Annotated in this window: 15 protein-coding genes; 5 read left to right on the top strand and 10 right to left on the bottom strand. The window is 64.7% G+C overall.

What is annotated here, in order from left to right; genetic code table 11:
* Positions 1 to 94: 94 nt before the first annotated feature.
* Positions 95 to 553 (top strand): DUF1178 family protein, encoded by a 459-nt coding sequence (locus FBY20_RS21235; RefSeq protein ID WP_056323766.1) that lies wholly within the window; start codon positions 95 to 97, stop codon positions 551 to 553.
* 224 nt (positions 554 to 777) lie between these two features.
* Here the strand turns inward: FBY20_RS21235 and efp are convergent, their stop codons facing one another.
* The 3 genes from efp to FBY20_RS21250 all read right to left on the bottom strand — a co-directional run bounded on the left by efp (position 778) and on the right by FBY20_RS21250 (position 3,789).
* Positions 778 to 1,338: an elongation factor P gene (gene efp / locus FBY20_RS21240; RefSeq protein WP_006225610.1), complete on the bottom strand. Its 561-nt coding sequence runs from the start codon at positions 1,336 to 1,338 to the stop codon at positions 778 to 780.
* A 128-nt stretch (positions 1,339 to 1,466) separates the two neighbouring features.
* Entirely contained in the window at positions 1,467 to 2,579 is a 1,113-nt protein-coding gene (gene earP / locus FBY20_RS21245; RefSeq protein ID WP_142054437.1) for an elongation factor P maturation arginine rhamnosyltransferase EarP, read from the bottom strand.
* A 7-nt stretch (positions 2,580 to 2,586) separates the two neighbouring features.
* A complete protein-coding gene (locus FBY20_RS21250) occupies positions 2,587 to 3,789 on the bottom strand; it encodes a DUF2863 family protein (protein ID WP_056323772.1) in 1,203 nt (400 codons plus the stop codon).
* A 233-nt stretch (positions 3,790 to 4,022) separates the two neighbouring features.
* Between FBY20_RS21250 and FBY20_RS21255 the strand changes: the two genes are divergently transcribed.
* Positions 4,023 to 4,796, top strand: a complete 774-nt coding sequence (locus tag FBY20_RS21255; RefSeq protein ID WP_082586320.1) for a class III extradiol ring-cleavage dioxygenase — start codon at positions 4,023 to 4,025, stop codon at positions 4,794 to 4,796.
* Between the two features lie 108 nt (positions 4,797 to 4,904).
* On the opposite strand, the gene acnA is transcribed toward FBY20_RS21255, so the two are convergent.
* Positions 4,905 to 7,610 (bottom strand): aconitate hydratase AcnA, encoded by a 2,706-nt coding sequence (gene acnA / locus FBY20_RS21260; protein WP_056323778.1) that lies wholly within the window; start codon positions 7,608 to 7,610, stop codon positions 4,905 to 4,907.
* 249 nt (positions 7,611 to 7,859) lie between these two features.
* A complete protein-coding gene (locus FBY20_RS21265) occupies positions 7,860 to 8,768 on the bottom strand; it encodes a LysR substrate-binding domain-containing protein (protein WP_142054441.1) in 909 nt (302 codons plus the stop codon).
* Positions 8,769 to 8,918: 150 nt separating this feature from the next.
* On the opposite strand from FBY20_RS21265, the gene FBY20_RS21270 reads away from it, so the two are divergent.
* Together FBY20_RS21270 and FBY20_RS21275 are read left to right on the top strand one after the other, a co-directional pair.
* Positions 8,919 to 9,827: a pirin family protein gene (locus tag FBY20_RS21270; protein ID WP_056323784.1), complete on the top strand. Its 909-nt coding sequence runs from the start codon at positions 8,919 to 8,921 to the stop codon at positions 9,825 to 9,827.
* A 231-nt stretch (positions 9,828 to 10,058) separates the two neighbouring features.
* Positions 10,059 to 12,320 (top strand): TonB-dependent siderophore receptor, encoded by a 2,262-nt coding sequence (locus FBY20_RS21275; RefSeq protein ID WP_142054443.1) that lies wholly within the window; start codon positions 10,059 to 10,061, stop codon positions 12,318 to 12,320.
* Positions 12,321 to 12,523: 203 nt separating this feature from the next.
* On the opposite strand, the gene FBY20_RS21280 is transcribed toward FBY20_RS21275, so the two are convergent.
* The 4 genes from FBY20_RS21280 to FBY20_RS21295 form a co-directional block, all read right to left on the bottom strand.
* Positions 12,524 to 13,120, bottom strand: a complete 597-nt coding sequence (locus FBY20_RS21280) for a hypothetical protein (protein WP_142054445.1) — start codon at positions 13,118 to 13,120, stop codon at positions 12,524 to 12,526.
* A gap of 206 nt (positions 13,121 to 13,326) precedes the next feature.
* Complete coding sequence (gene acnB, locus FBY20_RS21285) at positions 13,327 to 15,918, bottom strand: bifunctional aconitate hydratase 2/2-methylisocitrate dehydratase (protein ID WP_056323792.1); 2,592 nt, start codon at positions 15,916 to 15,918, stop codon at positions 13,327 to 13,329.
* Positions 15,919 to 16,152: 234 nt separating this feature from the next.
* Positions 16,153 to 17,040, bottom strand: a complete 888-nt coding sequence (locus tag FBY20_RS21290; RefSeq protein WP_056323795.1) for an FxLYD domain-containing protein — start codon at positions 17,038 to 17,040, stop codon at positions 16,153 to 16,155.
* Positions 17,030 to 17,908 (bottom strand): FxLYD domain-containing protein, encoded by an 879-nt coding sequence (locus tag FBY20_RS21295; RefSeq protein WP_056323798.1) that lies wholly within the window; start codon positions 17,906 to 17,908, stop codon positions 17,030 to 17,032. Before FBY20_RS21295 ends, FBY20_RS21290 begins: the two co-directional genes overlap by 11 nt.
* 311 nt (positions 17,909 to 18,219) lie before the next feature.
* Between FBY20_RS21295 and FBY20_RS21300 the strand changes: the two genes are divergently transcribed.
* Positions 18,220 to 18,984, top strand: coding sequence for a TSUP family transporter (locus tag FBY20_RS21300; RefSeq protein WP_056323801.1), 765 nt, complete (start codon positions 18,220 to 18,222; stop codon positions 18,982 to 18,984).
* A 37-nt stretch (positions 18,985 to 19,021) separates the two neighbouring features.
* On the opposite strand, the gene FBY20_RS21305 is transcribed toward FBY20_RS21300, so the two are convergent.
* A complete protein-coding gene (locus FBY20_RS21305) occupies positions 19,022 to 19,462 on the bottom strand; it encodes a CBS domain-containing protein (protein WP_062839245.1) in 441 nt (146 codons plus the stop codon).
* Between the last annotated feature and the right edge of the window lie 92 nt (positions 19,463 to 19,554).

Raw genomic sequence — 19,554 nt, forward strand, 5'->3', positions numbered from 1 at the left:
CCGGTTATCGAGGCGTCCCGACAGAAGTGGGGACGTCTTGCAGCGCCGGCCAATCAAATCTTGTATTCTGCGTGCGGAACTCCATATACCCGCCATGGCACTGAAAGTTTTTGACCTCGAGTGCGACCACAGCCACATTTTTGAAGGCTGGTTCGGGTCGCACGAAGACTACGATGCGCAGCAGGCGCGTGGCCTCGTCACGTGTCCGGTCTGCGGGTCGGCCACCATCACCAAGCGCCTGTCCGCGCCCCGCCTGAACGTCGCGCACCTGCATGCGCCTGCCGCTCAGCCCCTGGTGCCGCCCGGCGCGTCCGACGCCGAAAAGATGGCCGCCCTGCAGGCCGCCGTCATGCGCCAGGTCCGGGCGCTGGTGCGCAGCACTGAAAACGTCGGCCCGCGGTTTGCCGAAGAAGCGCGCCGCATCCACGAAGGCGATGCCGACGACCGCCCGATCCGCGGCACCGCCACTGTGGAAGAGCGCGAAGCCCTCGCCGAAGACGGCATTGAAGTCATGGCCGTGCCCGACTTCCTGGACGACGAACGGCTGCAATAACGCGCCGGGGTGTCCGTCCCCTGAAGAGATGATCTGCAGCTTGCGGCAAGGTGTTTGACTCCCAGAGGAGTTGATGCAGCTTGTGGCAAGGTGTCTGACACCCTGGGGAGTTGATCTACAGCTTGACGCAGCGTCCCAGAGGGTGTCAGACACCTTGCCGCACTATGCCAAGCGCCAAAAAAAAGCCAGACCGCAAGGTCTGGCTTTTTTGACGCTGGGCCGGATCAGTTGTTGACGCGGCTGCGGTATTCGTTCGTGCGGGTGTCGATTTCGATCTTGTCGCCGATGGCGCAGAACAGCGGCACGTTCAGTTCGTAGCCGGTGTTGATCTTGGCCGGCTTGGTCACCTTGCCCGACGTATCGCCACGGACGGCGGGTTCGGTGTAGGTGATTTCGCGCACGAGCGTGGTGGGCAGTTCAACCGAGATGGCGCGGCCGTCGTAGAAGACCACTTCCACGGGCATCGCTTCTTCCAGGTAGTTCAGGGCGTCGCCCATGCTTTCGGCTTCGATTTCGTACTGGTTGTACTCTTCGTCCATGAAGACGTACATCGGGTCGCCGAAGTAGGAATACGTGCATTCCTTGCGATCCAGTTGAACGACTTCGAACTTTTCGTCGGCCTTGTAGACCGATTCGCTGGCCGAGGCGGTCAGCAGGTTCTTGAACTTCAGCTTGACGACGGCGGCGTTACGGCCCGACTTGTTGTATTCGGCCTTCTGGACCACGAGGGGATCCTTGCCGACCATGACCACGTTGCCGACTCGCAATTCCTGAGCGGTTTTCATCGATAAAACTCCGGGGGTGATGGGTGCACTCGCCGTGCTTGCATAAGCCGCATCAGGCTTTTGCACACCCCGGGAGGCGTCATAGTTGAGGCCCGACACATTCAGGGCGACTCAGAAAACTCTCTATTCTAGCGTTTCTTGGCCAACTCTGCGCAGAATGCGGCCAGATTTTCCGCCAGACCGGGTAGCGCGGACTGGCTGGCGTTCCAGGCGTGCGCCGCGTCCACCCATGCCTGCCAGGCGTCGGGCGCCAGCGCGGCCGTGATGGCCGGGGCCGTGCTGCCCGGTTCGGACTGGTTCCAGGCGCGGATCAGCGCGTGGGCGGATTCGGGGGCCGGATAGCGCGCCAGCCAGGCCTCCAGTTTTTCCAGATGGACGTTTTCGTCCTGCGGATAGATCTGCCAGACCAGCGGGCGCGCGGCCCACGCGGCGCGCACGAAGGAATCTTCGCCGCGCACGAAATTGAGGTCGGCGCACCACAGCAGGCGGTCGTAATCGGGCTGGGCAAGAAAGGGCAGGCGGACGACGCGTGGCGATCCTGCCGTCTGGCAGGCGGCTTCCAGCGCCGGCGCGACGCCTTGCGGAACCAGCAGCAGGGTGGAGCGCGCCTCGGCCGCCAGCGCCTGCGCCAGTTCACCCGCCGGTGCGGACGGGTAGCAAAACAGGGACACGGTACGGGCGCCATCGCGCCGCAGGGCCAGCGCATCGTCCGGCACCCCGGCCGATCGCAGGAAGGCCTCCTGCAAGCCGGCCGACCCTTGCAGCGCTTCGCGTTCCGCGGCCAGGGCCGGCTCGCGCAGCAGGCCGCCGGTGGCCGGTGTGAAGCCGGGGAAGAAAAAGTGCTTCACCAGACCGTCCGGCCGCTGCGACGGCAGGCCGTGGCAGCTTTCGACCCAGGCCTCGGCGCTCAGGTATTCCAGGTTGATCCAGACGGGATGGGTGCGGCGCATGGACGCAATGAATGCCTCGGGCGGGTCGCACGCGAACGCTTCGATCACGACGTCGCGCGCCTGCAGCGCGGCGTCGGGCGTTTCCGGCCAATGCACGATATCGACGCCTGCCAGTTGCTGGCGCGCGGCGCCTGGCACGATGCCGGGCTGGATGTGCGCGAAACTGGCCAGGTCATCGACCCACAGGCGGACATCCCAGTGGAAATCGCGCGCAAGCTGGCGCGCCAGGCGCCAGCACACGCCGATGTCGCCGTAGTTGTCGACGACCCGGCAGAAGATGTCCGCTTGCATGGCAGGCCTAGTGGAACTGGGCGGGCGCGGCCTCGGCGTCCTCGGGCAGCTCGGCGTGCACCAGTTCGCCCAGGGGATTGGGGAAGTAGGGCGCGCCGCAGTCCTCGCAGTATTCGGGCGGGAGCACGCCGGGGATGCGGCGCACGTCGGTCACGCCGTATTCCTTCAGCAGCGCCGCGATCTCGTCGACCACGTCCGGCTGGCCTTCGTCCATGACCAGGTCTTCCTCGCGGCCGTACAGCGGCCAGACGCAGCCGTAGTACACGTCGTTGCTGTTGCGCGCGGTAAAGCCGATGCGGTATTCGTCGATGCGGCCTTCGCCGCAGCCGGCCACGACCGCACGCAATTGCGCGGCTTCGAGGTTGACGGCGCCTTCCAGCCAGCTGACCGCCGCGCGCAGCGACAGCGGACGAACCTGACGATCGGCTTCGCGGTTGCTGACGTAGTAGGCATCGGGTAGCAGGGCTTCAAAACCGCAGCCGGGCAGCAGCGCGGCCAGGGTGGGCTGCGCTTGCGCCGCCCATTGCGCCAGGCACGCATCGCGGCTGGCGTCGGCATCGCCCACGTGTTCCTGCCAGCGGAAGATCGGCTCGCCCTCGGGGACGGCCACCGTGCCGACGATGTAGCGCGTGTCGGCCAGCATGTTGGCCGTTTCGGTGTCGGTATTAAGCGCCGGCTTGGTGGTTTCGGCGCCCAGTGCTTGTGCGCCCAGGCGTTGCAGCCACTGCCAGGTCTCGGAGAACGTGCGCGGCATCTGGTCCACGCTGACCAGCATGGGCATCAGCGCGGTGCGCGCGTTGCTGGAAAGGACGTGCCCATGCAACTGCGCCAGCAGGGCCTGCTGCGCGTTGGCGGAAATCGGGCCGGTCGGAATGGCATAGCGGGTCCACGCGACGATGGGCGCGACGATCAGCAGTACGTCGTACCGGACGCCGTTTTTCTCGATCTTCATCGATTCGGACAGGGTTTCGGCCTGTTCGATCAGGACCTCGTAGGCGCCTACGTCGCTTTGGGCAAGGTGGTCCAGCGCCGCTTCAAGCGGCGCATCCTGACCGGCCTTGAGCAGCTTCGGGATCGCTTCGCCAAGCTGGGTCTCCCAAAAGACGTCTTCGACGCGGCTGCCCGAGCGATTCAGCGACTGGGCAAGCGCGACCAGCCGGGTGGCGTCACGGGTCATGCGGGGAGCGGATTGGCTGCGGGATCGGGCCATAACTTCGGGGGACGTCCATTCAGTGTGTAACGACGTAGTTTAACGCCCGCCACTCGCGGCGGGGGCGCGAGGTTCGCCCTGCGCCGGCCGCCGTCGCCGGGGCGGCCGGCAGTATCTGCAAGATGACGGATTGATGCTGATCGGGCAACAGACAATCCCCACGAAGGGGATTTATTGCGCATTTGAATCGGCTGACAATGTGAGCATCGTTAATTGCTTCTGGAGGCATCGCCATGCGTTGGCCTACGCTTTTCGTTTCCCACGGTTCTCCCATGCTGGCCGTCGAGCCCGGCCGGACCGGCCCCGCGCTGGCCGATTGGAGCGCCGCGCAGGGCCGCAAGCCGCGCGGCATTCTGGTGGTTTCGCCGCACTGGATGGGCGAAGGCCTGGCGCTGTCGACCCGTGACCAGCAGGTTGCCTGGCACGATTTTGGCGGATTCCCGGCCGAGCTCTATGCGCTGCAATACGCCGCGCCCGGATCGCCTGAACTGGCCGCGCGCGTGCAGGCGCTGCTGGCGGAATCGGGCATCACCGCCGACCGCGATCCGCGGCGTCCGCTGGACCACGGCGCCTGGGTGCCGCTGCGCTACCTGTATCCCGATGTGGACGTGCCCGTCGTGCAACTGTCGCTGGACATGGGCCGCGACGCGGCCGGCCAGATGGAACTGGGCCGCGCGCTGACGCGCCTGCGCGACGAAGACATCCTGATCATTGGCTCAGGGTCGCTGACGCACAACCTGCGCCACGTCCGCATGCCGCAGAACGCGCCCGCGGCGGACTACGTGCCGGGATTTCAAGCGTGGTACGCAGACAAGCTGGCGCGCCACGACGTGCCCGCGCTGCTGGACTGGCAGGCGCAGGCGCCCGGCGCGATGCAGGCGCACCCGCACGACGACCACCTGATGCCGCTGTACGTGGCGCTGGGCGCGGGCGGAGAAAAGGCAAAGCGCCTGAACGACGAGGTGTCGTACGGGGCGCTGGCGATGGACGCCTATCAGTTCGATTAAAGATGACCAGGGGTCAGACACCTGCCGAATCATGACGCAGGGCCAATGAAAAACGCCCCGGAACCGCAAGGTCCCGGGGCGTGTTTGTTGACGCGAACCCGCTGTCGGTCAGGCCGCCAGCAGCTGGCGCAACACGAACGGCAGGATGCCGCCGTGCTGGTAGTAATCCACCTCGATCGGCGTATCGATGCGCAGCAGCACGGTCACGTCCTGCTTGGAACCGTCCTTGCGCGTGATCGTCAGCGTCACGTCCTGCATCGGCTTGATGCCGTTTTCCAGGCCGGAGATGTCGTACGTTTCTTCACCCGTGATGCCCAGCGATTGCACGCTGTCGTTGCCCTTGAACTGCAGGGGCAGCACGCCCATGCCCACCAGGTTGCTGCGGTGGATGCGTTCGAAGCTGCGGGTGATGACCGCCTTGACGCCCAGCAGCTGGGTGCCCTTGGCGGCCCAGTCGCGCGACGAGCCGGTGCCGTACTCTTCGCCGCCGAACACCACGGTGGGTGTGCCGGCTGCGACGTACTTCATGGCGGCGTCATAGATCGACATCTGTTCGCCGGTGGGCTGGAACAGCGTTTCGCCGCCTTCGAAGCGGCTGCCGTCGGGCAGCGCCGGGATCATGAGGTTCTTGATCCGCACGTTGGCGAACGTGCCGCGCATCATGATTTCGTGGTTGCCGCGGCGCGAGCCGTAGCTGTTGAAGTCGGCCTTCATGACGCCGTGTTCTTTCAGCCACTTGCCCGCGGGCGAGCTTTCCTTGATGGAACCGGCAGGCGAGATGTGGTCGGTGGTGACCGAATCGCCAAACACCCCCAGCGCGCGCGCACCCTTGACCGTGGGCATCGCGCCCGGGGTCATGCCGAAGCCCTCGAAGAAGGGCGGTTCGGCGATGTAGGTGGAATCGGGCCAGTTGTAGGTGTCGCCGGTGACGCCCTTGATGTTTTCCCAGAGCTTGCCGGGATTGCTCTTGACCTGGCCGTAGTTGGCTTCGAAGGCTTCCGGGTCCAGCGCGTACTTGAGCAGCGCGTCGATTTCCTCGGTGGTCGGCCAGATGTTGCCCAGCCACACGTCGCCGTTCTTGCCGCGGCCCACGGGCTCGGTCATCAGATCGCGCGTCACGGTGCCGGCCAGCGCATAGGCCACGACCAGGGGGGGCGAGGCCAGGAAGTTGGCCTTGATGTTCGGGTGAATGCGCGCCTCGAAGTTGCGGTTGCCCGAGAGCACGGCCGAACACACCAGGTCGTTGCTGATGATGGCTTCGTTCAGGTCCGGGGTCAGGTCGCCGGCGTTGCCGATGCAGGTCGTGCAGCCGTAGGCGGCCACGTCGAACCCGAGCTTTTCCAGGTAGGGCAGCAGGCCCGTCTTGGTCAGGTATTCGGTGACGACGCGGGATCCGGGGGCGAGCGAGGTCTTGATGTGCTTGGGCACGGTCAGGCCGGCTTCCACGGCCTTTTTGGCCAACAGACCCGCCGCCAGCAGCACGCTGGGGTTGGACGTGTTGGTGCAGGACGTGATGGCCGCGATCAGGATGTCGCCGTTCTTGATCTTGGTGCCGGCGCTGGTCGTGAAGGTCTGGTCGAGCTTTTCGGCGGGCTGGTTGAAGCCGTTTTCGGCCACCGGCTTGGAGAACAGGTCGATGAACGTGTTCTTGACGTTGCCGATCTCGATGCGGTCTTGCGGCCGCTTCGGGCCCGCCAGCGACGGCGCGACGGTGGACAGGTCCAGCGTCAGCAGCTTGGTGAAATTGATGTCCTTGGACGCGGGCACGCCGAACATCTTCTGCGCCTTGAAATAGGCCTCGAAGGCGGCGATTTCCTCTTCGGTGCGGCCGGTGCCGCGGAAGTAGTCGATGGTGCGTTCGTCGACCGGGAAAAAGCCCATGGTGGCGCCGTATTCCGGTGCCATGTTGCCGATGGTGGCGCGTTCGGCCACGGTTAGGCTGGCGGTGCCTTCGCCGCAGAATTCGACGAACTTGCCCACCACCTTTTCACGGCGGAGCATTTCAGTGATGGTCAGCACCAAGTCGGTGGCGGTGACGCCGCCGCGCAGCTGGCCCTTGAGCTCGACGCCCACCACGTCCGGGGTCAGGAAGTACACGGGCTGGCCCAGCATGCCGGCTTCGGCCTCGATGCCGCCCACGCCCCAGCCGACCACGCCGATGCCGTTGATCATCGTGGTGTGGCTGTCGGTGCCCACCAGCGAGTCGGGGTAATAGACGTTGTTTTTCTTGTCCTGGTGCACGCCGCGCGCCAGGTATTCCAGGTTGACCTGGTGGACGATGCCAAAGCCCGGGGGCACGACGCCAAAGGTGTCGAATGCCTGCATGCCCCACTTCATGAACTGGTAGCGCTCTTGATTGCGCTTGAACTCCAGCTTCATGTTCAGGTCCAGCGCGTTCTTGGTGCCGAAGTAGTCGATCATGACCGAGTGGTCCACCACCAGGTCCACGGGCACCAGGGGCTCGATGCTCTTGGGGCTCTTGCCCATCTTGTCGGCAACCGAACGCATGGCGGCGATATCGGCCAGCAGCGGCACGCCGGTGAAGTCCTGCAGCACGACGCGGGCGACCACAAACGGAATTTCATCTTCGCGCTTGGCGTTGGCTTGCCAGTTGGCCAGCTGACGGACGTGTTCTTCGGTGACCTTCTTGCCGTCGCAGTTGCGCAGCACGGATTCCAGCACGATGCGGATGGAGACCGGCAGCCGCTGCACATCGATGCCAAGCGACTTGCCCAGCGCCGGCAGCGAATAGAACTGACAGGACTTGTTGCCGATCTTGAAATTCTTGAGTGTGTCTAGGGTGTTGTGCGGCATGATGGACTCCGTGGTTTTGCCCAGGCTGAAGGCGGCATTTTCAGGCGTTTCGGCGAGTTTGTCATTGTCTCTTGGACAAGTTTGCCGAGGGTCTATATCTTGGTTTGTGTCTTATATCTTATATAAGACTTGAGCGGCACGTCAAAGTTCCGGCACCGTATCGCGCCAGACCGGTTCGGATTCGGCGAAACCCTTACTTTGGCGGACGCGCGCCAAGCCTGCAAGGCCCTGTGCTCCGGAAGCCGCGCTTCAGGTCAGGTGCGCGGGCAATTCAGCCGCCGTGAATTCAAGAAAGCGCTTCAAGGCCAGCGGCTCGCCGCAGCGCGCCGGCATGACGGCATAGATCCGGGCGGGCGCGGGCGTCCAGTCGGGCAGGATGCGCGCCAGCCGGCCTTGATCGAGATCGTCGCCGCACAGATAGCGCGGCACCAGCGCCAGACCCAGGCCCGCCGCCGCCATGGCGCGCAGCGTGTCCATATTGCTGCTCAGGCTGCGGGGCTGGAATTCCACCGCTTCCATTTCGCCGCCCGGGCCGGTCAAGCGCCAGGTGTGCAGGCCGTCCTGCGTGCCGTGGGCAAGCAGGGGCAGGGTGGCCAGGTCGCGCGGGTGACGCGGCGGGGATTTGGCCATCGCCGGGCTGCACACCAACGCCATCGGCACGGCGGAGATTTCGATCGCATTCAACCGGGCGTCGGTCAGCGACGATGACTGGGCGCGAAAGCCCAGGTCGTACCCTTCGCCGACCAGGTCGATGATCTGGTCTCGCGTGTCCAGCAGCACGCGCACGCGGGGGTGCTCAGCGCAGAAGCGGGCGACCAGGCCGCCCAGAATCCGGGTCGCAAGCGGCGAGGGCGCGGTGATGCGCAGCATCCCGGCGGGCGCATCGCCCATGGACGCGGCCAGGTCGAAGACACTGCGCGCTTCGCGGGCCAGCGCTTTGGCGTGGGCATGAATCTGTTCGCCCATCGGGGTGAGCGACACGCGCCGCGTATTGCGCTGAAGCAGGCGCACCCCCAGGCGCGCTTCCAGCTCGGCGACTCGGCGGCTCAGCTTGGAACGTTGCATATTCAACACACGTGCGGCCGCCGAGAAGCCGCCTTTTTCAACGACTTCGCTGAAAAGCAGCAGGTCTTCAAGGCGGTGAACGTAGTTAGGCATACAGCGTTTTAATAGGGGAATTCGGAATATTTGCTGGCATTGTCCTGACGGACGGGACAATTATTCCTGAAATTGGCCCCTACTGTCCGGCAGTCCGAACTCATAAGCTGTCGCGGCAATACATGTTCAGCAACCAGCAAGGCAGCATTTTTGACTCTTCACCTTAGCGCCGTCGTTCCGGGCTCCAGCCGCTACATGGGCGACGCCTGCACCATCCGCCAGTTTCGCCATACCGATTTCTCGCGGTGCATCTCGCCCGTGGTGCTGGTGGATCACTTCGTCATGACGGGGCCGACCTTCGAACCGCACACGCACGCGGGCATCAGCGCCGCGACCCTGATGCTGGAAGACAGCACCGGCGTCATGCAAAGCCTGGACGGCATCGACAACAACCAGGACATTCACGCGGGCGACCTGCACTGGACGCAGGCCGGGCGCGGCATCGTGCACGCGCAGCGGCCGGTGGGCGAGGCCCGGCTGCACGGCCTGCAGATCTTCATCGATCATCCGGCGCACCTGAAATCCTTGCCGCCCATGACCTCGATGCTGCGCGCCGCGGACATGCCTGCCATCCAGGCGCCATCGGGCAAGGTCCGGGTCGTGTCCGGCAGCTTCGGGGGGCTGAAGTCGCCTTTGCGCACGCCCGAACCGTTGCTGATCCTGGACGGCTGGCTACGGCCCGGCGCAACCACCCTGGTGCCCATGCCGCCCGGCTGGAACGCCTGGTTTTACGCCATCCAGGGCGACCTGGGCGTGCGCGCCAGGCATTGCAGCAAGGGGGCGGGGCCGCTGCCCAAGGTGGCGGGCGGCGATCCGGATTTTGCGATCGTGCCCGCCGGCAGCGCCGCGGTAGCGGGCGCCACGCGGGATGGTGAAGAAGGGGTCCTGCTGCTGATGGCCGGCAAGAAGCCCGTGCACTTCGTGCTGGTGGCGGGATCGGCGGTGGGGGAAGTGCCGCAGCAGGGGGACGCAGCGTTGCCCGACGCGGACGGGGCGCTTGCCGAGGCGTTGGCGGCGTATGGGGAAACCGAACCGGCCGATGCGCTGACGACCTGCTGAATCGTCGCGGGATATGTTGCTTGGCCGCAACGCCGAGCCTCAATTCTGTTTGAGAGAATCAATGAGAACGATTCTCTTTTGGTAACATCGTCGCGGTCAGACCTCAAGACCCCAACCGCGAATGAGCTTGGATGGCGCCGGTCACCCCGGATAGCCACGCGATTCGAATCGGGTTTTTGCGGATCTCCCCACCGCAACGCGGACCCGCTTCCGCTTTACCAGCGCCCCGATATGAAAATCAGAACTCTCGCTTGCATGGCCGCCGCCTTGCCGTGCTTTGGCGCCGTCCACGCCCAGACCGCTCCCCAGACCTCTCCCCAGACCGCACCCCAGACCGCTCCCCAGACTCAGCCCGCCACGACCAGCGGCTCCGTGACCTCGATGGACGCCATCCGGGTCGAGGCCAGCGCGGACGCATCGGCCGGCGGTCTTTCTGCGCCGTTCGCGGGCGGGCAGGTGGCCCGCGGCGGCCGTGTCGGCATCCTCGGCACCGAGGACTTCATGAACACGCCGTTCAGCGTGACCAGCTACACCAACGAGCTGATCCAGGACCGCCAGGCCAAGAGCGTGGCGGATGTGCTGCAGAATGATCCTGGCGTGCGCGTGGCGCGTGGCTTCGGCAATTTCCAGGAGTCGTATTTCATCCGCGGCTTCATCACCAGCTCGGATGACGTGGCGTATAACGGGCTCTACAACTTGCTCCCTCGGCAGTACATCGCGACGGAACTGTTTGAACGTGTGGAGGTGCTGCGCGGGGCGTCCGCCTTTCTGACGGGTGCCACCCCTGGGGGAGGCGGTATTGGCGGCATGATCAATCTAGTGCCCAAGCGTGCTCCCAATGAACCTTTGACCCGCGTCACGACGGGTGTCTCCAGTGGCGAGCAGTTCCTGCTTTCGACTGACATTGCACGAAGGTTTGGCCCCGACGATAGTACCGGCATCCGGCTCAATGCTGCCCAGCGTACCGGTGGCACTGGGATCGATGATGAACGCATGAGAACGAGCGTGCTGTCGCTTGGATTGGATTGGCGCTCTGCCGACACGCGTTTGTCGGCTGATATTGGTTGGCAGAACAATAGGCTCAAACGCGCGCGTCCCAACGTGACGCTTAGAGGGGTGACTACGGTGCCTGACGCACCAGATGCGAGCTCCAATTATGCGCAGCCCTGGTCGTATTCCAATGAGCGGGACGTTTTTGGTACGGTGCGTGCGGAACATGACTTCAGCGACAAACTGACTGCTTACGGTGCCTTTGGCATGCGAAGAAGCGACGAAGCGAATTCGCTGGCCAACGTAACGGTGACCAACGGAAGCACGGGCGCTGGCAACTTTTACCGGTTTGACAACACGCGCGAAGACCGCGTGAATACAGGCGAGGTGGGCCTGCGCGCCAAAGCTCGTACTGGCTCAGTGGGTCATGAAATCGTTGCTTCCGCGTCCTTCTTCGATCTGAAGAAGTACAACGCGTACGTGATGGACTTCTCGAACACGTTCCCCACAAATATCTACGACCCGATTTCCTATCCTAAGCCCGCGTTCAGCACCGGGGCACTGCGTGGCAATGATTTGGACAATCCGGCGCTCCAGGGCCGCGTTCGTCTTAGCAGCTATGCGATAGGCGACACCATGTCGTTCTTCGACGATAAAGTGCTGCTGACACTAGGCATTCGCCATCAACGACTTTCTAACCAGAACTACTCCTACGAGACGGGAAAGAACGACGGAGGTGTGGAAAGCTCCTACAACGCCAGCCACAACTCACCGGCGGCCGGCTTGGTGTTTAAGGTTTCTCCGAGCGTCTCGCTCTATGCCAACTATATTGAAGCGCTTGTCGCCGGAGACACCGCGCCGTTGAACGCGAATGGGCGGCCGGTAACCAACGCGGGGGAAAGCCTCCAGCCCTTCGTGTCGAAGCAAAAGGAAGTCGGCATCAAGTACGAGGGCGAGAGCTTGGGCGGCGGATTGGCGTTGTTCACCACCGACAAGCCACGCGCCACCTACACCGCGGATAACACCTTTACCAATTCAGGCAAGGACCGCCACCAAGGCGTCGAGCTGACCGTATTCGGCGAACCCGTGCGCAGCGTGCGCCTGCTGGGCGGCCTGACCTGGCTCGATGCCAAGCAGGTGTCGACGGGCACCGCCTCGCTGAACGGCAACCGCGTGATCGGCGTGCCGCGCTTCCAGGCCAACATGGGCGTGGAATGGGACATCCCGGGCGTCGAAGGCCTGGCCATCGACGGCCGCGTGGTCTACACCGGCTCGTCGTATGCCAATGACGCCAACACGCTCAAGGTTCCGGGCTGGACGCGCTTTGACGCCGGCCTGCGCTACATGATGGACGTGGACGGCCACGTACTGACGCTGCGGGCCCGCGTGGACAACATCGCCAACCGCAACTACTGGTCGTCGGTGGGCGGCTATCCGGGCAATGGCTACCTCGTCCTGGGCGGCCCGCGCACGTTCTCGCTGTCGGCCAGCATGGACTTCTGATCGCGGCGGGCGAGCGTCCACGCAGAAAAAATCCCGGCCCGCCGGGATTTTTTTTCGTTCATGCAGCAGAGGCGGGTTGGGGGTGTGTTGAAGGTTTCTGACACCCTGGGGAGATGATCTTCAGCCTGCGGTGACGTCTCAGGGGGTGTCAGACACCGGGGCAATTCAGCGGGTGTCAGACTCCCGGGCGATTCAACGGCCCTTCACCAGAACCAGCCGCCCCGCGACAGGCTCGATTCGCAGCTCTTGTACTGCGCCGTGAACTTCTCGGCGCGCGCCTGCACTTTCTGCGAGACGGTCTTCAACCATGCCTTGCGGTCGTAACTGCGGTTGCGGTAGCCGGTCCAGCCCTCGTGGTAGTTCAGATACTGCCCATACGCATCCCACTTCGAGATGCCGTTGATACGCTGCGTCTTGTTCATATACCAGCCCATGAAGTCCAGCGCGTCGGCGAAGTTGTCACGGCTGGAGGTCCAGCCGCCCGCTTCGCGCTTGTAGTCGGCCCAGGTCTCGTCCTTGGCCTGCGCATAACCGTACGCCGAGCTCACGCGGCCCCACGGGATGAAGCCCAGGAAGTAATAGCGTGGCGGCAGCGCGTCGTGCTTGAAGGAAGACTCCTGGTACATCATCGCGATCGGCACCGGCACCGGGGCGCCCCATTTCTTCTGCACATCCAGCGCCGCGTCGTGCCATTCCGGTTTCTCGCGGAAGATGGCGCAGATGTTGTCGGGATTCGAGGGCGGCGCGGTGGCGCAGCCGGCTAGCGTCAGCAACAGCGTCGGCGGCAATAGCCGGATCATTGGCAGGCTTCCTCCAGGAAAAATGCGCCGGGGCTTTCCCGGCGATGGCGGTCGACGTCTCACCGGCATGCCTGGATTGTATTGAAACGTTTCGTTATACAGGCTGCCTGATGATCCCAATCGCTCGGACAGAGGCAAAAAAAACGGCCCCGGGCGATTGCACGGGGCCGTTGTTCAGGCCGCGAGGCCTGGCTGGGGGATCAGGATCAGACCTCGATCACGTCCGCCACGTCCTTGTAGTCGGGGATCTTGTCGAAGTTCAGGTACTGGTAGATCTGGTCGCCGCTCTTGTTGATGACGCCCATGTCGGCCATGTACTCGTCCTTGGTCGGGATGCGGCCAAGCTTGGAGCAGATCGCGGCCAGTTCGGCCGAGCCCAGGTACACGTTGGTGTTCTTGCCCAGGCGGTTCGGGAAGTTGCGGGTGCTGGTCGACATGACCGTCGCGCCTTCGCGGACCTGCGCCTGGTTGCCCATGCACAGCGAGCAGCCCGGCATTTCGGTGCGGGCGCCGGCCGTGCCGAACACGCCGTAGTGGCCTTCCTCGGTCAGTTGCGTGGCGTCCATCTTGGTCGGAGGAGCGACCCACAGCTTGACCGGGATGTCGCGCTTGCCTTCCAGCAGCTTGGACGCCGCGCGGAAGTGACCGATGTTGGTCATGCAGCTGCCGATGAACACTTCGTCGATCTTGGCGCCGGCGACTTCGGACAGCGTCTTCACGTCGTCGGGGTCGTTCGGGCAGGCGACGATGGGTTCATGCACGTCGGCCAGGTCGATCTCGATGACCGCGGCGTATTCGGCGTCGGCGTCCGGCTCCAGCAGCTTGGGGTCGGCCAGCCAGGCTTCCATCGCCTTGATGCGGCGGCCCAGCGTGCGCTCGTCTTCGTAGCCGTTGGCGATCATCCACTTGAGCATCACGATGTTGCTGTTGATGTACTCGATGATCGGTTCCTTGTTCAGGCGCACCGAGCAGCCGGCGGCCGAACGTTCGGCGGAAGCGTCCGACAGTTCAAAGGCTTGTTCGACCTTCAGGTCGGGCAGGCCTTCGATTTCCAGGATGCGGCCGGAGAAGATGTTCTTCTTGCCTTGCTTGGCAACCGTCAGCAGACCTTGCTTGATGGCGTACAGCGGAATGGCGTTGACCAGGTCGCGCAGGGTGACGCCGGGCTGCAGCTTGCCCTTGAAGCGCACCAGCACCGATTCCGGCATGTCCAGCGGCATGACGCCCGTGGCGGCGGCAAAGGCCACCAGGCCCGAGCCGGCCGGGAACGAGATGCCGATGGGAAAGCGCGTGTGCGAATCGCCGCCGGTGCCGACGGTGTCGGGCAGCAGCATGCGGTTCAGCCACGAGTGGATGACGCCGTCGCCCGGACGCAGCGACACGCCGCCACGGGTGCTGATGAATTCCGGCAGCGTGTGGTGCGTCTTGACGTCCACGGGCTTGGGGTAGGCGGCGGTGTGGCAGAACGACTGCATCACCAGGTCGGACGAGAAGCCCAGGCAGGCCAGGTCCTTCAGTTCGTCGCGGGTCATGGGGCCGGTGGTGTCCTGGCTGCCGACCGAGGTCATCTTCGGTTCGCAGTAGGTGCCCGGGCGAATGCCGCGGCCTTCCGGCAGACCGCAGGCGCGGCCGACCATCTTCTGGGCCAGCGTGAAGCCGCGGCCGGAGTCGACCGGATCCTTGGGCAGGCGGAACAGCGTCGAGGGCGGCAGACCCAGGGCTTCACGGGCCTTGGCGGTCAGGCCGCGGCCGATGATCAGCGGAATGCGGCCGCCGGCGCGCACTTCGTCGAACAGCACGTCGGACTTGACTTCGAATTCGGCGATGACCTCACCGTTCTTGATCGCCTTGCCTTCGTAGGGGCGCAGCTCGACCACGTCGCCCATTTCCATCTTGGACACGTCCAGCTCGATCGGCAGGGCGCCGGCGTCTTCCATCGTGTTGTAGAAGATCGGGGCGATCTTGTTGCCCAGGCACACGCCGCCAAAGCGCTTGTTCGGCACGAAGGGGATGTCTTCGCCCGTGAACCACAGCACCGAGTTGGTGGCCGACTTGCGCGACGAACCCGTGCCGACCACGTCGCCCACGTAGGCGACCAGATGGCCCTTTTCCTTCAGGGATTCGATGAACTTGACCGGGCCGCGCTTGCCGTCTTCTTCCGGCTCGAACGCGGCGCCGTCGCGCTTGTTCTTGAGCATCGCCAGGGCGTGCATCGGGATGTCGGGACGGGTGGTGGCGTCGGGAGCGGGCGACAGGTCGTCGGTGTTGGTTTCGCCCGGGACCTTGAAGACCGTGATGGTCAGGCTTTCCGGCAGTTCCGGACGGCTGGTGAACCATTCGGCGTCGGCCCAGCTTTGCATCACGGACTTGGCGTTGGCGTTGCCCTTGTCGGCCTTTTCCTTCACGTCGTGGAAGGCGTCGAACATCAACAGGGTCTTCTTGAGCGCATCGGCGGCGATGGTGCCGATTTCCGCATCATCCAGCAGGTCGACCAGCGGGCCAATGTTGTAGCCGCCGAGCATCGTGCCCAGCAGTTGCGTCGCCTTGGCACGGCTGATCAGCGCACAAGCTTCCTTGCCCAGGGCCACGGCGGCCAGGTAGGAGGCCTTGACCTTGGCGGCGTCATCCACGCCGGCCGGCACGCGGTGCGTCAGCAGCTCGACCAGATTCTGCTCCTCGCCAGCGGGCGGATTCTTCAGCAGTTCGATCAGTTCAGCGGTTTGTTTGGCCGTAAGGGGCAGCGGGGGAATCCCCAGAGCCGCGCGTTCGGCAACGTGTTGGCGGTAAGTATCCAGCATGTGAGGCCTGCTCAAAGTCGGGTTGGAAGAAGGGTTGTCGGCCGGAATTGTAGAAGCAAGTGGGGGCAGGTAGCAAATGTCTTATATCTTATATAAGACTTGACCCGATAGCCTGTTGCTCGGCGGCGACGTCCGGGAGGGCAGGGCGGCGCTCACGGGCCGGATATCAGGCCGGGCGCCATGAAAAAGGGCGGCCGCATGGCCGCCCCGGGGAAACGCCTTTCAGTCGGGTGATCAGGGCGCGGTGGCGTCGTAGACCACGCCAACGCGGGCGAAATTGCCGCCGTACTGCTTGACCTCGACCTCGAAGGGCGCGCTGTCGCCAGGCGGCAGGCGCGGCACGCGCAATTCCTTGAAGGTGGCGCCGGTGAGCTGGTCCTGGGCGTCGTACAGGCTGACCCACACGCGCACCTTCTCGACCTCGCGTTCGCTGTCGTTGCGCACCCGGCCATGCACCGTCACGTACTTGTAACGGAAGCGGTAGGTGAAGTTCAGCGTGCCGGTGCCAATGGCGGCCTCGGTGTTTTCCACGGTCACGGCAAGCTGCGGCCGCGGGCCGGGCAGGGCGGCGCGCTTGGCGGGCAGCCAGTTCGTCTTGACCTCGGAAAAGCGTTCCACGCGCCCGGTCAGCGCCACGGGCACGCGCTCGCCGGGATACAGATACGTCGGCAGGCTCCAGGACTGGCGCAGATCCAGCGGGCGCGAACCGTCGAACACCGCGATCTCGGCCCGCGGCGACAGCGCCACGTATTCCTTGCTGGTGTTGACCAGTTCCGCATACAGCACGGGCCGTTCGATCTCGTCGAGCAGGCGGCGCGGCGCCGACAGCTTAAGCGCCCCGGCGTCGAACAGCGCGAAGTCCGGGTCCAGCAATTCCTCGGTGGTCAGACGGACATGGTCGATGACCCGCGTGTTGGCCGGGCTGACGCGCACAATGCGGCTGGCGGGCGGTTCGGCCGCAGCCGGCGCGGCCTTGGCGGCGGTTTGCGCGGGGGGCTGGCTGCGCGGCCCGAGGGCGGTGAACTTCCAGGCGGCGTAGGCGCCCGCGGCAAACAGGATAAGCGCCAGCGCGGCCAGGGCCGGCCGCGACAGGCGCCGGGAGGGGGAGCGATCAGCTTTCACTTTGCACCATGTAATCGTAGGCGGCGACCTCGCCGTCGCGCAGCATCTCGCAGCGCACGTCAAACGACGTCAGCGCATCCGGGGCCAGCGGGCTGGCGGTGGCGTAGCCGTTGCCGGTGCCGATCAGCCTGCCGTCGGCGCCGTACAACATGACCGTGATCTGCGTGCTGCTGGCCGGCTGGACGCCCTGGTTGCGGATCAGGCCAACCAGTCGGTAGGTGCCGTCGTTGCGGACGAGCTGCACCTTGCTGGCGGCCACGTCGTTGTTCTTGCCACGCGCCGGCGACGGCGTGGCAACCTGCAGGTCATAGCGGCTGAACGCCTTGTCCGGCGCAGAGATCTTCAGGGGCGTGTATTCCCCCGGTTGCAGCGAGCGCGCGGGCGCCGAGCCCGACACGGTGGCCAGCGACAGGTCGCCCTGGAAGAACGATGCCGATACACGCGGCACGTCGATCTTGCGGCCCGTTTCGTTGCGCACGATCATGACGAGTTCGGTGCGCCCGCGGGTCTTGATTTCCTGCACGTCGGTCAGCTTGACCAGCGAGGCGTCGATGGGCGGTTCGGCAATGCGGGTGGGCGCGGATGACGGGCGCGAACCCAGCGTGGAGACGACCAGGGGGACGATCACCGCGGCCAGGATCGCCACCGAGATCGCCACGATCGCCACGGGCTTGATGGGCGCCGGCTGAGGCTTCTGGATGTTGCGCAGGATTTTTTCCAGGCGCTGCGCCACGTTGTCCTCGACCAGCGTGACCGCGTGGCAGTGGCTGCACTGGTATTCGTTGGTGTCCAGCTTGGTGAACTGGGCGCTGCCGCAGGTGGAGCAGGTCAGCGTCACCGTATTGATGGTGGTCTGTTTGGGCGTCATTCTCGGTACGCAGGCGGGCCGCCAGCGCTGCGCGAACGAGGTTTGCGCGGCGGACGGCAGGGGATAGCCGGGCGGCAAGGATAGCGGCCGAGCGGCATGGCCGGGGTGCATGAGCGCATCAGATTGTGACCAACTGTGTGCATTCGGCGCGAAGGGGGCCGGATCACCGCATTTCCCCGGTGCTATCATTCCCGCCGAAAAGCATTAGCCCGTTAACTCGTTAACCTGTTACCACGCCGTTTCCCGTCGATCCGCTCACTGCCGCCCCGGCGCGCAGCCGGGCAGAGCCGAGGTCTGGCTCCACCCGTCGCATGAGCATCGATCAACACCTGCTGTTTTTGGCCTGCGTGGCGCTTGCCACCTATGCCCAGACGATGACGGGCTTTGCGTTTGGCCTGGTGCTGCTGGGTCTGTCGGGCGTATTTCAGCTGGCCTCGGTCGCCGAGGTCGCCAACGTGGTCAGCGTGCTGTCGCTGGTCAACGCGGGTGTCACGCTGCTGCGCGCCAGACCGCAGGTGAACTGGTCGCTGCTGACGCCCGCCGCGGTCAGCAGCCTGGCTGGCGTGGGGGTGGGCGTGGCCGCGCTGACGTGGATCAGCGGGTCCATGGCGGTGCTGTTGCAACTGCTGCTTGGCGTCACCATCCTGGCGTGCGCCATCTTGCTGGTGACGCGTACCCAGCCGCTGGCGCAGTTGTCTTCACGCACGTCCAGCGTGTTTTTCGGCGGCGTGTCGGGCGTGCTGGGCGGCCTGTTTTCCAGCGCCGGTCCCCCCATGGTCTATCACCTGTACCGCCAGCCGCTGCCGCTGGCCACCATCCGCAACAGCCTCTTGATCCTCTTTTCGCTTAACGCCACGGTGCGGCTTGCGCTCGTGACCGGGCAGGGCGCCTTCATGGCGTCGTCTTTCTGGATGAGCGTGCAGGCGCTGCCGGTCGTGATTGGCGTGACGTGGTTCGCGCGCCGCTACAGCACCGAGAATTCGATGAAGACGGTCAAGCGCATGGTGTTCGTGCTGCTGCTGGCCGCGGGACTGGGACTGATCGTCCCCGCGTCGAGAATGTTGGCGGCCGGCTAGGCGCGGCCGGCTAGGTGCAGCCGGCCAGCCCTCTCCTTTAACCCCGTTCGCCCGTGATGTAGCGTTCCAGTTCGTGGATGATGAACTTCTGCTCGCTCATCACGTCCTTGACCAGGTCGCCGATGGACAGCAGGCCGATGAGCTTGTCGTTGTCGATGACGGGCAGGTGGCGGAAATGCCGTTCGGTCATCATCGCCATGCAGTGTTCCCGCGTGTCGGCGGGACCGACGTAGTAGACCGACTCCGTCATGATGTCGCGCACCTTGGTCGTGCGAGATGAGCGGTCCTGCAGGACGATCTTGCGCGCGTAGTCGCGTTCGGTCAGCATGCCCAGCACCACGTCGCCTTCCACCACCACCACCGCGCCGATGCCGCGGTCGGCCATCGTCTTGATCGCGTCAAAGACCGACGAATCCGGAGAAACCGTCACGACGGCGTGATTGGCCTTTTCCCTGAGAAGCTCAGCAACTGTCTTCACGATGTGCTCCCGAAACGAACCATGCTCCATCCTAAGCCTGCCTGCGGGATTGCCGCAAGCGCGACGCGTTGTTTCGCGTTGTTGTCGCGAAA

The organism is Achromobacter sp. SLBN-14, assembly GCF_006715415.1.
GTDB classification, from domain to species: domain Bacteria; phylum Pseudomonadota; class Gammaproteobacteria; order Burkholderiales; family Burkholderiaceae_B; genus Achromobacter; species Achromobacter mucicolens.

Coding starts and splice junctions, on each gene's coding strand:
- FBY20_RS21295 (WP_056323798.1), bottom strand. CDS start 17,908: ATGACGCCCAAACAGACCACCATCAATACGGTGACGCTGACCTGCTCC.
- FBY20_RS21275 (WP_142054443.1), top strand. CDS start 10,059: ATGAAAATCAGAACTCTCGCTTGCATGGCCGCCGCCTTGCCGTGCTTT.
- earP (WP_142054437.1), bottom strand. CDS start 2,579: ATGCAAGCGGACATCTTCTGCCGGGTCGTCGACAACTACGGCGACATC.
- acnA (WP_056323778.1), bottom strand. CDS start 7,610: ATGCCGCACAACACCCTAGACACACTCAAGAATTTCAAGATCGGCAAC.
- FBY20_RS21255 (WP_082586320.1), top strand. CDS start 4,023: ATGCGTTGGCCTACGCTTTTCGTTTCCCACGGTTCTCCCATGCTGGCC.
- FBY20_RS21250 (WP_056323772.1), bottom strand. CDS start 3,789: ATGGCCCGATCCCGCAGCCAATCCGCTCCCCGCATGACCCGTGACGCC.
- FBY20_RS21235 (WP_056323766.1), top strand. CDS start 95: ATGGCACTGAAAGTTTTTGACCTCGAGTGCGACCACAGCCACATTTTT.
- FBY20_RS21280 (WP_142054445.1), bottom strand. CDS start 13,120: ATGATCCGGCTATTGCCGCCGACGCTGTTGCTGACGCTAGCCGGCTGC.
- FBY20_RS21300 (WP_056323801.1), top strand. CDS start 18,220: ATGAGCATCGATCAACACCTGCTGTTTTTGGCCTGCGTGGCGCTTGCC.
- FBY20_RS21265 (WP_142054441.1), bottom strand. CDS start 8,768: ATGCCTAACTACGTTCACCGCCTTGAAGACCTGCTGCTTTTCAGCGAA.
- efp (WP_006225610.1), bottom strand. CDS start 1,338: ATGAAAACCGCTCAGGAATTGCGAGTCGGCAACGTGGTCATGGTCGGC.
- acnB (WP_056323792.1), bottom strand. CDS start 15,918: ATGCTGGATACTTACCGCCAACACGTTGCCGAACGCGCGGCTCTGGGG.